Origin of the sequence: Actinomycetospora chibensis (assembly GCF_028737215.1) — a bacterium.
GTDB lineage: Bacteria > Actinomycetota > Actinomycetes > Mycobacteriales > Pseudonocardiaceae > Actinomycetospora > Actinomycetospora chibensis.
On record NZ_JAQZAM010000019.1, the window covers coordinates 20,958 to 34,243 of the forward strand.

At 73.1% G+C, this 13,286-nt stretch carries 17 protein-coding genes; 8 read left to right on the plus strand and 9 right to left on the minus strand.

Annotated elements, in window-relative coordinates; all coding sequences use genetic code 11:
- Positions 1-29 precede the first annotated feature (29 nt).
- The 3 genes from PH189_RS24510 to PH189_RS24520 all read left to right on the plus strand — a co-directional run bounded on the left by PH189_RS24510 (position 30) and on the right by PH189_RS24520 (position 2,936).
- The gene (locus PH189_RS24510; protein ID WP_274191466.1) at positions 30-230 is read left to right on the plus strand and encodes a helix-turn-helix domain-containing protein; all 201 of its coding nucleotides are present in this window, start codon (positions 30-32) and stop codon (positions 228-230) included.
- 92 nt (positions 231-322) lie between these two features.
- A complete protein-coding gene (gene lon, locus PH189_RS24515) occupies positions 323-2,617 on the plus strand; it encodes an endopeptidase La (RefSeq protein ID WP_274191467.1) in 2,295 nt (764 codons plus the stop codon).
- 1 nt (position 2,618) lies between these two features.
- Positions 2,619-2,936: a winged helix-turn-helix transcriptional regulator gene (locus tag PH189_RS24520; RefSeq protein WP_274191468.1), complete on the plus strand. Its 318-nt coding sequence runs from the start codon at positions 2,619-2,621 to the stop codon at positions 2,934-2,936.
- Here the strand turns inward: PH189_RS24520 and PH189_RS24525 are convergent.
- Complete coding sequence (locus PH189_RS24525) at positions 2,902-3,675, minus strand: hypothetical protein (protein WP_274191469.1); 774 nt, start codon at positions 3,673-3,675, stop codon at positions 2,902-2,904. The genes PH189_RS24520 and PH189_RS24525 overlap by 35 nt on opposite strands.
- A 72-nt stretch (positions 3,676-3,747) precedes the next feature.
- Positions 3,748-3,900, minus strand: a complete 153-nt coding sequence (locus tag PH189_RS24530; RefSeq protein WP_274191470.1) for a CsbD family protein — start codon at positions 3,898-3,900, stop codon at positions 3,748-3,750.
- Positions 3,901-4,014: 114 nt separating this feature from the next.
- Between PH189_RS24530 and PH189_RS24535 the strand changes: the two genes are divergently transcribed.
- A complete protein-coding gene (locus PH189_RS24535) occupies positions 4,015-4,482 on the plus strand; it encodes a hypothetical protein (RefSeq protein WP_274191471.1) in 468 nt (155 codons plus the stop codon).
- A 38-nt stretch (positions 4,483-4,520) separates the two neighbouring features.
- Here PH189_RS24535 and PH189_RS24540 read toward each other — a convergent pair whose 3' ends face one another.
- Positions 4,521-4,850 carry a hypothetical protein gene (locus PH189_RS24540; RefSeq protein WP_274191472.1) on the minus strand — a complete coding sequence of 110 codons (330 nt, stop codon included), beginning with the start codon at positions 4,848-4,850 and terminating at the stop codon, positions 4,521-4,523.
- Positions 4,851-4,952: 102 nt separating this feature from the next.
- On the opposite strand from PH189_RS24540, the gene PH189_RS24545 reads away from it, so the two are divergent.
- A complete protein-coding gene (locus PH189_RS24545; protein ID WP_274191473.1) occupies positions 4,953-6,053 on the plus strand; it encodes a hypothetical protein in 1,101 nt (366 codons plus the stop codon).
- A gap of 19 nt (positions 6,054-6,072) precedes the next feature.
- Here PH189_RS24545 and PH189_RS24550 read toward each other — a convergent pair whose 3' ends face one another.
- Positions 6,073-6,294: a hypothetical protein gene (locus PH189_RS24550; RefSeq protein WP_274191474.1), complete on the minus strand. Its 222-nt coding sequence runs from the start codon at positions 6,292-6,294 to the stop codon at positions 6,073-6,075.
- Between the two features lie 180 nt (positions 6,295-6,474).
- Between PH189_RS24550 and PH189_RS24555 the strand changes: the two genes are divergently transcribed.
- Positions 6,475-6,651, plus strand: a complete 177-nt coding sequence (locus PH189_RS24555; protein WP_274191475.1) for an RGCVC family protein — start codon at positions 6,475-6,477, stop codon at positions 6,649-6,651.
- Positions 6,652-6,674: 23 nt separating this feature from the next.
- Here PH189_RS24555 and PH189_RS24560 read toward each other — a convergent pair whose 3' ends face one another.
- Both PH189_RS24560 and PH189_RS24565 read right to left on the minus strand, forming a co-directional pair.
- Positions 6,675-7,523 (minus strand): aldo/keto reductase, encoded by an 849-nt coding sequence (locus PH189_RS24560; protein WP_274191476.1) that lies wholly within the window; start codon positions 7,521-7,523, stop codon positions 6,675-6,677.
- A 72-nt stretch (positions 7,524-7,595) separates the two neighbouring features.
- Positions 7,596-7,793 carry a hypothetical protein gene (locus PH189_RS24565; RefSeq protein WP_274191477.1) on the minus strand — a complete coding sequence of 66 codons (198 nt, stop codon included), beginning with the start codon at positions 7,791-7,793 and terminating at the stop codon, positions 7,596-7,598.
- A gap of 312 nt (positions 7,794-8,105) precedes the next feature.
- On the opposite strand from PH189_RS24565, the gene PH189_RS24570 reads away from it, so the two are divergent.
- Positions 8,106-8,918, plus strand: a complete 813-nt coding sequence (locus PH189_RS24570) for a formylglycine-generating enzyme family protein (RefSeq protein WP_465251264.1) — start codon at positions 8,106-8,108, stop codon at positions 8,916-8,918.
- Positions 8,919-8,931: 13 nt separating this feature from the next.
- On the opposite strand, the gene PH189_RS24575 is transcribed toward PH189_RS24570, so the two are convergent.
- Positions 8,932-11,286, minus strand: a complete 2,355-nt coding sequence (locus tag PH189_RS24575; protein ID WP_274191479.1) for an arylsulfatase — start codon at positions 11,284-11,286, stop codon at positions 8,932-8,934.
- Between the two features lie 227 nt (positions 11,287-11,513).
- Here PH189_RS24575 and PH189_RS24580 point away from each other — a divergent pair, with 227 nt between their 5' ends.
- Positions 11,514-11,939 (plus strand): ATP-binding protein, encoded by a 426-nt coding sequence (locus tag PH189_RS24580; protein ID WP_274191480.1) that lies wholly within the window; start codon positions 11,514-11,516, stop codon positions 11,937-11,939.
- A gap of 1 nt (position 11,940) precedes the next feature.
- On the opposite strand, the gene PH189_RS24585 is transcribed toward PH189_RS24580, so the two are convergent.
- Both PH189_RS24585 and PH189_RS24590 read right to left on the minus strand, forming a co-directional pair.
- Positions 11,941-12,657: a PP2C family protein-serine/threonine phosphatase gene (locus PH189_RS24585; protein WP_274191481.1), complete on the minus strand. Its 717-nt coding sequence runs from the start codon at positions 12,655-12,657 to the stop codon at positions 11,941-11,943.
- Between the two features lie 33 nt (positions 12,658-12,690).
- A complete protein-coding gene (locus PH189_RS24590) occupies positions 12,691-13,242 on the minus strand; it encodes a hypothetical protein (RefSeq protein WP_274191482.1) in 552 nt (183 codons plus the stop codon).
- Positions 13,243-13,286: the final 44 nt, after the last annotated feature.

Sequence of the window (13,286 nt, forward strand, 5' to 3'; positions counted from 1 at the left end):
GTCGCGGCAGTCGAGGAAAGGGGACCTGGGTGCCGGACACGGGTGAGCAGCTCCGCGGGTCGGAGCGGGCGGTGCTGTCGAGGTACCTGGTCGAGCGCTACGCCGCCGGCGAGAGCCTCATGCGCCTCGCGCAGGACACCGGCCGCAGCTTCGGCCACGTCCGACGGCTCCTCATGGACGCCGGCGTCACCATGCGCCCCCGCGGCGGCAGCCGCCCCCGCACCACCTGACCTGCGGCGCCCGGCCGGTCGCCGGCTCCCGGAATACCGTAGCCACTTCAACACTTGTAGCTGCTATCAGTACGAGTGATGGGGTGACGAGAATGACCGAGCTGCTGCTGGTCCCCGTCGACGACAACGTGATCTTCCCGGGCATGACCGTCGTGGTCCCGGCCGCCGAGGTCGGTGCCGAGGAGGGCGAGCAGGTCCTGCTCGTCCCACGCCACGAGGGTCGCTTCGCCACGGTCGGCACGGTCGCCGACGTCACGGGCCGCACCCGACTCCCGAACGGCGTGACCGCCGTCCAGCTCACCGGAGTGCACCGTGGCATGGCCGGGACGGGCACCACCGACGACGCGGGGCACCTGCGCGTCGAGGTGACGCCGCACCAGGACAGCACGGACCGCGACGGCCCGATCCGCGAGCTGGAGAACACGTACCGCGTGGTGGTCGAGGAGATCCTCGAGCTGCGCGGCGACGACGGCCGCGTGTCGACGTTCCTGCGCGGCATCGACGAGCCGGGCGCGCTGGCGGACACCGCCGGCTGGGCCCCCGAGACCCCCTACGACGAGAAGGTGTCCCTGCTCGAGACGCTCGACGTGCGCGAGCGCCTGGAGCTGGCCCTGCGCCTGCAGCGCGAGCGGCTGGCCGAGCTGCAGGTGCGCAAGACGCTGCGTGAGGACGTCGAGTCCGGCGCGGCGAAGCAGCAGCGCGAGTACGTCCTGCGTCGCCAGCTGGAGTCCATCCGCAAGGAGCTGGGCGAGGGCGACGACGGCGGCGCCGGCGACGACTACCGCGCGAAGATCGCCGAGGCCGGCATGCCCGATCACGTGCGCGAGCAGGCCGAGCGCGAGCTGGCCCGCCTCGAGCGCAGCGGCGAGCAGTCCGGCGAGTCCTCGATGATCCGGACCTACCTCGACTGGCTGCTGGCCCTGCCGTGGTCGCAGCGCTCCGTCGAGCAGCTCGACCCGGCCGCGGCCCGCACCGTGCTCGACGCCGACCACACCGGTCTCGAGGACGTGAAGGACCGCATCGTCGAGTACCTGGCCGTCCGCAAGCTGCGCCGCGACCGTGGGGTCGAGGAGGACCGCAAGGCGGGGACCATCCTGACGCTCGTCGGTCCCCCCGGCACCGGCAAGACCTCGATCGGCGAGTCCGTGGCGCGGGCGATGGGCCGCGAGTTCGTCCGGATGTCGCTGGGCGGCGTCCGCGACGAGGCCGAGATCCGCGGTCACCGCCGCACCTACGTCGGCGCCCTGCCGGGCCGCCTGGTGCGGGCCCTGCGCGACGCGGGCACGATGAACCCGGTGATCCTGCTCGACGAGGTGGACAAGGTCGGCGCCGACTGGCGCGGCGACCCGTCCGCCGCGCTGCTCGAGGTCCTGGACCCGGCGCAGAACCACGCGTTCCGCGACCACTACCTCGACGTCGAGATCGACCTCTCGCAGGTCGTGTTCCTGGCGACGGCCAACCAGCTGGACACCATCCCGGGCCCGCTGCTCGACCGCATGGAGGTCATCTCCTTCGACGGCTACACCGTCGAGGAGAAGGTCGCCATCGCCCGGGACCACCTGCTGCCACGTCAGATCACGAGCGCCGGCCTCACGGTCGACGACGTGAGCGCCGACGAGTCCGCGCTGCGCCTCGTCGTGTCCGAGTACACCCGCGAGTCCGGCGTCCGGCAGCTCGACCGCGCGCTGGGCAAGCTGACCCGCAAGATCGCCACCGAGGTGGCGTCGGGAGCGCCGAACGTCGTCGTCGACACCGAGGTCGTGCGCAAGCACCTCGGCCGGCAGCGGGTCTTCACCGAGGCCGTCGAGCGGACCGCGGTCCCCGGCGTCGCCACCGGCATGGCCGTGACCGGCGCGGGCGGTGACGTCCTCTTCATCGAGGCCGCCGGGATGGCGGGCGACGAGGGCCTGATCCTCACCGGGCAGCTCGGCGACGTCATGAAGGAGTCGGCCCGGATCGCCCTGTCGTGGGTGCGCTCGCACGCCCCGGAGCTGGGCATCGCCGAGGACGCATTCTCGGGACGCTCGTTCCACGTGCACGTGCCCGCGGGCGCGACTCCGAAGGACGGGCCGTCGGCGGGCGTCACCATGGCCACGGCGCTGGTGTCGCTGCTGACCGGACGCCCGGTGCGGCACACGGTCGCGATGACCGGTGAGCTGACGCTGCAGGGACGGGTCCTGCCGATCGGCGGGGTGAAGCAGAAGGTGCTGGCCGCGCACGCGGCGGGCCTGACGCAGATCGTCGTCCCGGAGCGCAACCGCGCCGACCTCGACGACGTCCCCGCCGACGTGGCCGCGCAGCTGGAGTTCCACCCGTCGATGACGATCAGTGAGGTCCTCGACGTGGCTCTGGAGCCTGTGCCCCAGAGCCTCGAGGTGGCCGCCTGACATGTGCTCACGGGAGCCGGTACCGCCCGAGGTGCGCGCGCTGACGGCACTGCTGGAGCGACGGTGGTCGCTCTCGGTGCTCTACGCCGCGCACCTCGGAGCGGTCCGGTTCTCGGAGTTCGAGCAGGCCCTCGGCCAGGTGCCGCCCGCGACGCTCGCGGCGCGCCTGGCCGACCTCGAGGCGGCGGGGCTGCTCGAACGGCGGGTGCTCGACGCGCGTCCACCGCGCACCGAGTACGCGCTCTCCGCCGAGGGTCGTCGCCTCGCCCCGCTGCTCGAGGCGCTCACGACCTGCAGCCGGGATCGCCGGCCGCACTGAGGAGACGATCTCCCGCGGCGACGGCGTGCGCGAGACGCAGCGTCGTCGACAGCCAGAGCAGCACGTCGTGCAGGCGCAGGCGGGTCGGCCGGGCGTCGCCCGTCGCCGCTGCCACGGCGTCCTCCAGCGCGGCGAACGCGTCGGCGTTCGCCTGCAGATCCCGGTGCACCACGGCGTCGACGCCGCTGTCGCCCTCCTCGAGATGGGAGAGCAGCGCGCGGCGCGTGGTCCGGGTCAGGTGCGGGACGAGCTCGGGGTGCCGGTGGTGCAGGGCGGCGAGGACGTGCGCGGAGTGGGCGCCCGAGTCCTGCCCGATCCGGCGCAGGTACGCGCCGACGGTGCCGGGCTCGCCGAGCACCGAGAGCTCCTCGTCGGGCAGCTCCCAGAACGGGCGCCCGCCGGCCCGGGCGACGAGGGCGTCGACCAGCGCGCGAATCCCCGCGAGGGTGTCGTGCACGGCGTGCCAACCGGCCTGGTCGAGGCGTCCGTGCAGGCCCTCGGCCAGCAGGACGTCGGCGTCGAGGCCGGCGCTCGCGGGCCGCGCGTCGAACCGCGCCCAACCGAACGCCGGCACCTCCACCCACCGGCCCTCCGGGGTGCCGGGCGAGCGGAAGCGCAGCCAGCGCCGGGCGCGGGCGTACCCGACGACCGCGGAGGTCGCCTGCGTCAGGGGCACCGGTTCGGGACCGAGGCACGGCAGGCGAAGGATGACCTCGGTGTCCTGCGTCCGCGTGGCCACGCCCCCATCATGGTCCCGAGGGCGGGTCGGCGTCAGGCCGCGATCAGATGGTGCCTGTCGGAGGGAGCCGGATCAGAAGTTGCCGCGCTCCTTGACCTCGCCGACGACCATGTCCTTCTGGCCGCTCCGCTCGAGCTTCTTGTTGCCGGTGGCCTTGCCCGTGACCTCCTTGGCCTTCCCCTTGACCTGCTTCGAGCGGTTCTTGACCGTGTCGTCGGCACTCATGTGATCGACATTCCCTGATCAGGAGGGTTCAGACGGCCACGACCAGAGTTTGGGCCGGACGCGCGTCGGAAGCCTCCGTTCAGAATCCCGAGGTTGGTCCCTAGGGTCCACACCATGGGCCTCTTCTCCCGCACTCCGCCCGTCCCGCTGCCCGAGCGGGAGGACGTGCGCCGCGCGCTGAACGGCATGCACGCCAAGGACGCCGAGCGCCTGCGGTCGAAGCGCCACCTCGCCGAGGCGCTCGCCGCCGTGCCCGAGACGACCTCGGTCCGCGCCGTCCTCAGCGCCGTCGTCACCGAGCCCCAGACCACCGACCGCGGCCTGCTGTGCGTGACGTCGATGGCGGTGACGTTCGACGGCGAGCACTCCGGACGCCTGGAGTTCCCGATCGCCGCGCTGCGCGAGGTCGGCACCGTCGGCGCCGGCACCCTGCGTGTCGACTTCGACGAGCTGGCCCCGGGCGTGCGTGCCCTGCCCGGCCGGGAGTCGGCCGACCACATGGACTTCAGCGTCACCGCCCGGCCCGAGTCGGTGCGGTACTTCGTCGGCCAGGTGGAGGCGTCCGGGCTCCGGAGCCGCTAGCCGATCCCGTGTGCTATCCCGTGTGCCTATGCCGTGTGCTATCCCGTGTGGTTGTCGCGCTTGCGCATCGCGATCGGCACGCCCGCCAGGTCCTCCTCGTTGCAGAGGAGCTTGAGGTCGTAGTAAGGCGAGCCCTTGGCGTCGTCGTAGTCGAGGTGCACGGCGATGACGTCGAGGGGCTCACCGAGCCACTGCTCGGCCTCCCGCAACCAGGTCGCCGAGCGCTCGAGGGCGGTCGGGAGGTCGTCGTCGAGGAACTGGATCGGTCGGTAGGGGACGCCTTGAATCTGGTCCTTACCGCCGGGCCGGGGGAGGTCCCGGGCCACGCCGAGGTCGTCGAGTGTCAGGTGCGTCGGGTGTTCGCCCACCCCTACAGGGTCCCCTGCCCGGTGGAGCGCCCGCAATCGCCCCGGCGAGCGGCGCGCCGGGCGTCCCCCGCGGTGCGCCCGGAGTCACTACGGTCGTGACCCATGACCACGACCGCGGTGGCGGCGTCGACGGGTGACGGGGCGCCCGCGCGTCGCCGGCTCCGCGGTCCGGTGCCGCGGGAGGACGCCGCCCGCAACGTCCGGCTGGTGGCCGTCGCCTTCGGGGTCGCGGTGGTGGTCACCCGCCTCTACCTGGCGCTCACCGGCTACCCCCAGATCGGCGGGGCGACCTACCACCTCGCCCACGCCCTCTGGGGCGGGCTGCTCCTGCTGCTCGGAGGCCTCGCCGCCCTGATGTGGAGCAACCGCTGGGTGCCGACGGCCACCGCGGTCCTCGTCGGCGTCGGCTCCGGGCTCTTCGTCGACGAGGTCGGGAAGTTCATCACCCGCCAGAACGACTACTTCACCCCGCTGGCGGCGCCGATCATCTACGTCGTCTTCCTGGGCGTGCTCGGGCTGGCGACGGTGACGCGCCGCGCCCGGCTCGACCGCCCCCGGGCGCTCGCCTACTCGGTGGCCGTCCGGTCGAAGGACCTCGCCGACGGCGCCCTGCGCGCGGACGACCGCGCCGCGCTGCTCCGCGACCTCGCGTCGCTGGAGGCCGACACGTCACGTCCCGACCTCGTCGCCTACGCCGCGGCGCTGCGCCCGGTGGTCGAGGCCGCCCCGGTCGAGGAGGCACCGAGCCGGTCCCGCACCGGGATCGCGGGCCTTGCCCGGGCGGAGGCGGCGCTCGTCCCGCGCTGGCTGCACCGGATCGCACTCGCCGCGGGCTCGGCGCTGCTCGGCCTGCTCTCGCTGCTCGGCCTCGTCGTGCTCATCGCCCTGTGGAGCAGCGACCCGGACACGCAGATCGTCCTCGACGACAGGGCGGTGCCGCCGGGCACGCGACCGCCGATGCTCGTGGTCGCCTCGGCCGGCGAGGCCGTCGTCGGTGTCCTGCTGCTGGTCGCCGCGGTGGCGCTGGTGATCGGACGCGATCGGGCGGGCGTCCGGCTCTGCCGGATCGGGCTCGTCCTGGCGCTGGCCGGCGTCAACGTCGCGCTGGGCTACCTCGACGCCGAGCTCGTGGTCGTCGCCGTCGTGGCCGAGCTGGCCCTGCTCCTCGTCGCCACCCGCTACCGGGCGCGCTTCCTGGAGTGAGCCCGCACCCGCCGGCGTCTCAGCGGCGCGGCGGGATCTCGATCGTCGGCAGCCCGGCCACGTCGGCGAGCCCCAGCATGTGGAGCAGCTCGCGGCAGTCGTCGGCGTCGATGGCACGCCCGGCGATCACGGGTACGGCGCGGCGGCGGGCCAGGTGGTGTGCGGCGACCTCGGCCTCGTGGCTCTTGAGGATGCGGTCGGGAGGGACGTCACCCTCGACGTTCGGACCGACTGACGACATGCGAACTCCGACCACCAGGAGGGGAACGGGGCTCGCCGGGGGCCGGGGCCAACTCCGCCAGTGACCTCAGCCTACCCGCACCCCACGACACGGCGTAGCGTCGGAGACGTCCGGTACCTGCTCCGCCGGGCTGTCCCTCTCGCGTCCGGAGCCACTCCAGCCGCTCGAGAAGGGCACGCCATGGGCACTCACGAGGCCACTGTCATCGAGAACCCCACCGACCAGGTGCTGGACGAGACGAGCGAACCCTCGTGCTCCGCCTGCCAGCACACCTGGTCGGGGCACGACGCGCTGGGCCGCAGGTTCTGCACGGCCACCCGCGACCACGGCTGGGATCGGGGCTGCATCTGCCGCTGACCGGCCGTCCGCCGGACGGGCGATCAGGTCCCCGTCGGCTCGTCGGGCACCGGCCCGATGCGCCCGGCGCCGTCGGCGACGTGCAGGTCGGCGATCGCCAGCATGTCCTCGTCGGTCAGCGCGAAGTCGAAGAGGGCGTGGTTCCCGGCGATGCGCTCGGGGCTGTCGGACTTGGGGATGACGACCGTGCCCTGCTGGAGGTGCCAGCGCAGCACGACCTGGGCCGGCGTGCGACCGAGCCGGTCGGCGACGGCCACCAGGGTCGGGTCGTCGAGGACGGCACCGCGGCCGAGCGGGCTCCACGCCTCGGTGGTGATGCCGAGGGCGGCGTGCAGGGCGCGCAGCTCGTGCTGCTGCAGGTGCGGGTGCAGCTCGATCTGGTTGACGGCGGGCACGGTGCCGCCGAGGTCGAGCAGGCGCCGCAGGTGACCCGCGCGGAAGTTGGAGACGCCGATCGCGCGGGTGCGTCCCTCGGCGAGCAGCTGCTCCATCCCCTCCCAGGTCTGCACGCACTCGGCGAGCACGTCCGTCGGCCAGTGCACGAGGTGGAGGTCGACGAAGTCCAGGCCGAGCCGCTCGAGGCTGCCGGCCGCGCAGTCCCGGGCGTGCGCGCACCCCTCGTGGCCGTGCCACACCTTGGTCGTGACGAACAGCTCGTCGCGCAGGATGCCCGACGCGGCGATCGCGCGGCCGACGCCCTCCTCGTTGCCGTAGACCGCGGCGGTGTCGATGCTGCGGTAGCCCTGCTCGAGGGCCTCGGAGACCGACGCCTCGGCGTCGCGGGCCTCGGAGACCCCGAAGCCGAGCTGGGGCATGCGCAGGCCGTTGTTCAGGGCGACGGTGGTGTCCGGCGCGAGGAGTGTCGGGGCCATGGTGGTGGTCAACGCCCCGCGGAGCGGGGCACCTTCCCCGGCGTGACGTCCCCGACACCCTCCGACGCGGCCTCAGCCGTCGGCCGGCCGGATCGTCAGCCGCTCCATCCGGTCGTCGGCGAGGACGACGCCGAAGGCGAGGGTGACGGGGCTGCCGGGGAAGTCGCCGGCGATCCCGGCCAACAGCGCCTGCTCACGGCCGAGCCCCGGCCCCTGCCGGTGGAGCACCGCCGCGAGCCGGCCCGCCGGGTGACGGCCGTCGTCGGCCACGTCGGTCGACCTCCCGTCCCGCGAGCTCGCGCTCACGGTCACCCGGGCCCGCACGACGACATCGACGTCACTACGGCGCGCCCGGCGCCCACCTCGCCGAGCACGCCCTGCTCGTCGACGGCCCCGGTCGCGAGACCTAGCTGGTGGGGCCCCGCGACACCGCCGACCGCGCCGCGTGGCGCACCGAGATCGGGTGGCCGGTGTTCACGACCGCGCCCGCGTGAGGAGCTCGAGCCCCTCGACACCGGCCACGTCTAGTGTCGGGGCGTGAGCACGCGGGGGCAGGTGGCCCTGCCCGGTGGGCGCTTCGCGATGGGCGACCCCTTCGGTGAGGGCTACGTCGACGACGGCGAGCACCCGGTGCACGAGGTCACCCTGGCGCCGTTCGGCCTCGACGCCACCGCGGTCACCAACGCCGCGTTCGCGACGTTCGTCAAGGACACCGGCTACGTCACCGACGCCGAGCGCTGGGGATCGTCGGCGGTGTTCCACCTGGCCTTCCACGGGGATCGCGCCGACATCCTGACCAGCGTCGAGGGCGCCGGATGGTGGCTCGGGGTGCGGGGTGCCTGCTGGCGGCGACCGGAGGGCCCCGGCTCGTCGGTGGGCGACCGCGCCAACCACCCGGTGGTGCACGTGTCCTGGAACGACGCGCAGGCCTACTGCGCGTGGGCGGGCAAGCGGCTGCCCACCGAGGCGGAGTGGGAGTACGCCGCGCGCGGCGGGATCGAGGGCGCCCGCTTCCCCTGGGGCGACGAGCTCCGGCCCCGCGGACGGTGGCCGCTGAACATCTGGCAGGGCCGCTTCCCCACCCACAACACCGAGGAGGACGGCTACCTCACGACGGCGCCCGTGAAGACCTTCCGGCCCAACGGGCACGGGCTCTGGCAGATGGTCGGCAACGTCTGGGAGTGGTGCGCCGACTGGTTCTCCCCGCACACCTACCGCGAGTCGCCCGCCGCCGACCCGGTCGGGCCGGCGGAGGGCGTGAGCCGGGTGATGCGCGGCGGCTCGTACCTCTGCCACGACTCGTACTGCTACCGCTACCGCGTGGCGGCACGGTCGTCGAACACCCCCGAGTCCAGCTCGGGCAACCTCGGGTTCCGGTGCGCGAGCTCCCCCTGACCTTCTGCGCGCTCTACTGGGCGGCCATCACCCGCCGGTAGAGCCCGCCGTCCTCGGAGGTCCCCTCCTCCTCGCCGAGATCGATCCGCACCGTGTGCACGGTCCCGGTGAACGCGTTGCCGACGGTCGGGTAGTCGGTGCCCACCGGGGTCCCGAGGTCGACGCCGACGTCGAAGGTCTCGTCGAACGAGAAGTAGTACGGGATGGTGGCGTCCACCGTGCCGTGGGCGACCTTCACGTCGTCCACCGTGAGCACGACGGCGCCGCCCCGGCCGAGGCCGCCGCCGTCGTAGGTGAAATCCATCCGGACCTCGTGGCGCCCGGCGGGCATCGGCTCCTCGGCCCGCAGGACGTGGCTGGTGGTCCCGAAGTAGTTGTAGACGTAGCAGGCGCGCCCGCCGAGGCAGTAGAGCGCCCAGCCCCCGAAGCGCCCGCCCTGGGCGACGATCACCCCGTCGGTGAGCGTCCCGTCGGTGTGGACATCGGCGGTCACGGTGTGGGACCGGTTCTTGACGTTCGGCGTCGTCTCCTCGATCAGCCGGCGGGTCCGCCCGTGGTAGGTGACCGAGCGACGGTCGCCGGGCAGGTCGAGCCGCCCCGCGATCCTCGGGTTCTCCCGTTCGGTGACGCGGTTGTCCAGCGGGAAGACCTGGTACTTCGCCGCCTCGATGAGGAACAGCTCGCGCAGGGAGGCGAGCTTCTCGGGGTGGCGCTCGGCGAGGTCGTGGGCCTGGCTCCAGTCGGTGGTGGTGTCGTAGAGCTCCCACACGTCGTCGCGGAACGACCTGCCGGCCTCCGGCACCATGTCCCAGGGAATGCCGTGACGGGTCACCGCGGTCCAGCCCTCGTGGTAGATGCCGCGGTTGCCGCACATCTCGAAGTACTGGGTCCGGCGACGGTCGGGCGCGGCCGCGTCGTCGAACGTGTACCGCATGCTCGTGCCCTCGACGGGCTTCTGCGTGACCCCGTCCACCGAGATCGGGGCGGGGATGCCCGCGCACTCGAGGACGGTCGGGAGGACGTCGATGACGTGGTGGAACTGGTGGCGCAGGCCGCCTCCGTGGGTGATGCCCCGCGGCCAGTGGATCACCAGCCCGTCGCGGGTGCCGCCGAAGTGGGACGCCACCTGCTTGGTCCACTGGTACGGGGTGTTCTGCGCCAGCGCCCAGCCCACCGGGGCGATCGGGTAGCTCGTCGGCCCGCCGATCTCGTCGATGCGCCCGACCATCTCGGCGGGGTCGTCGACGAGGCCGTGCCCGAGGCGGTGCTCGTTGAGCGTGCCCTCGAGGCCGCCCTCGCCCGAGGCGCCGTTGTCGCCGATCAGGTAGACGATCACCGTGTTCTCGAGCTCGCCGAGCTCGTCCAGCTCGTCGACGAAGCGTCCGAGCTGGGTGTCGGCGTGCTCGGTGAACCCGGCGAAGGTCTCCATGAACCGCGCCCCCAGCGCGCGCTGGTCGTCGCTGAGCTCGTCCCAGTGCGGCACCTCCTCGGCCCACGGGGCGAGCTCCGCGTCCTGCGGGACCACCCCGAGCTCCTTCTGCCGGGCCAGCGTCAGCTCACGCTGCCGGTCCCAGCCGTGGTCGAACCGGCCGCGGTAGTGGTCCCGCCACTCCTTCCGGACGTGCAGGGGCGCGTGCGACGCGCCGAAGGCGAGGTAGGTGAAGAAGGGTCGGTCCGGGGTCAGGGTGCGCTGGGTGCGGACCCAGTCGACGGCATGGTCGACGAGGTCCTCGGACAGGTGGTAGCCCTCCTCCGGCCGCCGTGTGGGCTCGACCGGCGTGGTGCCCTGATAGAGCAGGGGGTACCAGTGGTTCATCTCGCAGGCCATGAAGCCGTAGAAGTGGTCGAAACCCTCGCCGGTGGGCCAGCGGTCGAACGGGCCGACGGGGCTGATCTCCGACGGCGGGGTCTGGTGCCACTTGCCGAACGCGGCCGTCGAGTACCCGTTGCCCTGCAGGATGCGGGCCATCGTCGCCGCGCTGCGCGGGCGGAAGCCGGAGTAGCCGGGGGCGGACGTCGCCATCTCGGTGGTGCCGCCCATGCCCACCGAGTGGTGGTTGCGGCCGGTCATCAGTGCCTGGCGCGTCGGCGAGCACAGCGCCGTCACGTGGAAGCGGGTGTAGCGCAGCCCGTCGGCGGCCAGTCGATCCGCCGTCGGCATGTCGCAGGGTCCCCCGAAGGCGCTGGAACTGCCGAACCCCAGATCGTCGAGGACCACGACCACGACATTCGGGGCTCCCTCGGGCGCGGCGGTCGGGCGGACCGGCTCGAAGGGTTCGGATTGTTCGTCGATCCCGAGGGCGGTGACCACCCCGGCCGGCTGCTCCGGCTCGGGTAGAACGTGACGGCCACCGTTGAACCTGCTCATCCCGGCTCCACGATCCCTTCTGTCGATGGTGAACCGCCCGTGGCTGGACGGCTCGGTGGGTTTAGCACAGGCAAGAATCGTCAGCAAGGAATGGCGGGGAACATCGTACCGAGACCATTCTGCAGTTCGTCGAGGAATGCCGGCGACGTCGAGGGGTGCCATTCCTGGGGAGACGTCACAAGAATCGGTGGGTTGGACCGTCGCGGATCGGGCACCCCGGAGGGACCATGCCGAACCCGGACGCCCTGGGTGCCGCCGCCGTCGCCCGGTGGCCCGACACCCTGCAGGTCAGTACGTCGGCCGACGGGAGCCACGTCCGTCTCCTCCGGCGCCGCCTCACGCAGTGGCTCGGCGGGGACCACCTCGACACGGACACGATCGAGGATCTGGTCATGGCCACGTCGGAGGCGCTCGAGAACTGCTGCGACCACGCCTACTCCGGCGACCACGCCGCGGGCACCATGACGCTCACCGCGTCCCATGCTGTCGACCGGCTGGTCATCACCGTCGCCGACGACGGGTCCTGGCAGCTCGAGGGCGCCGACACCGGCCACCGGGGCCGGGGGCTCACGATGATGCGAGAGCTCGTCGACGACGTCGCCATCGAGGCAGGCCCGGGGGGCACCAGTCTCGCTCTGACCCGTTACCTCTGACTCACGCCGTCGGTGAGCGGAAGCCTCCGACCGCGCTGGACCGGCCCTTCTCCGGTCGCTGTGACGGCGGGGTCGACGCCGTGACCTCGCGGGCGACGGAGGGCAGCAGGCGCTCGTGCGCCGTGGCCGACCAGTCCACCATCAGCAGGGTGGCGTCGTCCTGCAGCAGCCCGCCCTGGTGCTCGAGGACCGCGGCGGCGAGCCGTCGCAGGGTCTCGGGCGCCGAGACCTCGTCGAGCTCCGCGCGTTCGCTCAGGTCGACGAGCCGGCGTTCGCCGAAGAACCGTCCGTCGGCGCCGCGCGCCTCGGTGATGCCGTCGGAGTAGAACACCACGCGGTCACCGGGCTCGAGCCACTCCACGGCCTCCTCCACCGGGGCGGCGTGCTCGCCGACCCCCAGCGGCGGCCGGGGGGTTGCCTCGAACGCGCCGACGAGGTGCCCCTGGCGCAGCAGCAGGGGATGGGGGTGGCCGGCGACGAGGTAGCGCAGCTCGCCGGTGCGCAGGTCCAGCCGGGCCAGGATCGCGGTCACGAACCGCGGGAGCACCCCGGCCGCCTGCATCTGGATGTCGGCCTCGATGGCCAGCGCCGCGAGGTCGCTGACGCCCCGGCGGCGGGCGTTGCGGATCGCGCTGACGGCCAGGGCGGTCGCACTGCCCGCGGCGAGGTCGTGCCCGACGCCGTCGAACACCGCCACGTAGGCGGTGTCGAGGTCCACGACGTAGTCGTAGCCGTCGCCCGCGACCCGGTCCTAGGGCTCGAGGAGCGCCGTGACGCAGACGTTGTCGGTGGCGAAGGTGCGCGGCGGGACCAGCTGCCAGAGGAGCTCGGCGGCCACCGTCAGCGGCCGGGGGGCGCGGAGCCGGCGGACGCGGTCGCTGTAGGGAAGCTTGGCGATCGCGATGTGCCCCATCAGCCCGGACAGGGTCCAGCACCGGCGACGGAACTCGAGGTCGTCGACCACGTCGGGTCCCAGCTCGAGGCTCACCACGCCCGCCCGCTCCGTGCCGTCGAGCATCGGCACCCACAGCAACCGGCGCCCGTCGTCGCTGAAGCCCGCGACGAACTCGCCGTACTGGAAGGCGCGCCCGGCGAGGGTCCCGTCCACCGACTGCGCCGCCGGAGGGTCCACCCGCACCGAGGTGAGCACCCGCTGGCCGAGGTCGACCAGCAGCACGTCGGCGTGGAGCCCGAGCGGTCGGACGGCTTCGTCGACCATGGCCGAGAGGCCCTCGCCGACGACGAGGTGGGACCGATCGGTCAGCGTCGTGAAGACATCGCCCCACGTCGCCCCGGTCGTCATTCCGAGGACCCTACGGCGCTCCGCCGGATCGTCCGCCCGATCGC

Bases quoted from the DNA above. Each gene is read 5' to 3' on its own strand.
- lon (WP_274191467.1), top strand. From the start codon at position 323: ATGACCGAGCTGCTGCTGGTCCCCGTCGACGACAACGTGATCTTCCCG.
- PH189_RS24555 (WP_274191475.1), top strand. From the start codon at position 6,475: ATGGGCACTCACGAGGCCACTGTCATCGAGAACCCCACCGACCAGGTG.
- PH189_RS24550 (WP_274191474.1), bottom strand. From the start codon at position 6,294: ATGTCGTCAGTCGGTCCGAACGTCGAGGGTGACGTCCCTCCCGACCGC.
- PH189_RS24575 (WP_274191479.1), bottom strand. From the start codon at position 11,286: ATGAGCAGGTTCAACGGTGGCCGTCACGTTCTACCCGAGCCGGAGCAG.
- PH189_RS24590 (WP_274191482.1), bottom strand. From the start codon at position 13,242: ATGACGACCGGGGCGACGTGGGGCGATGTCTTCACGACGCTGACCGAT.
- PH189_RS24545 (WP_274191473.1), top strand. From the start codon at position 4,953: ATGACCACGACCGCGGTGGCGGCGTCGACGGGTGACGGGGCGCCCGCG.
- PH189_RS24560 (WP_274191476.1), bottom strand. From the start codon at position 7,523: ATGGCCCCGACACTCCTCGCGCCGGACACCACCGTCGCCCTGAACAAC.
- PH189_RS24580 (WP_274191480.1), top strand. From the start codon at position 11,514: ATGCCGAACCCGGACGCCCTGGGTGCCGCCGCCGTCGCCCGGTGGCCC.
- PH189_RS24520 (WP_274191468.1), top strand. From the start codon at position 2,619: ATGTGCTCACGGGAGCCGGTACCGCCCGAGGTGCGCGCGCTGACGGCA.
- PH189_RS24570 (WP_465251264.1), top strand. From the start codon at position 8,106: ATGGGCGACCCCTTCGGTGAGGGCTACGTCGACGACGGCGAGCACCCG.
- PH189_RS24535 (WP_274191471.1), top strand. From the start codon at position 4,015: ATGGGCCTCTTCTCCCGCACTCCGCCCGTCCCGCTGCCCGAGCGGGAG.
- PH189_RS24530 (WP_274191470.1), bottom strand. From the start codon at position 3,900: ATGAGTGCCGACGACACGGTCAAGAACCGCTCGAAGCAGGTCAAGGGG.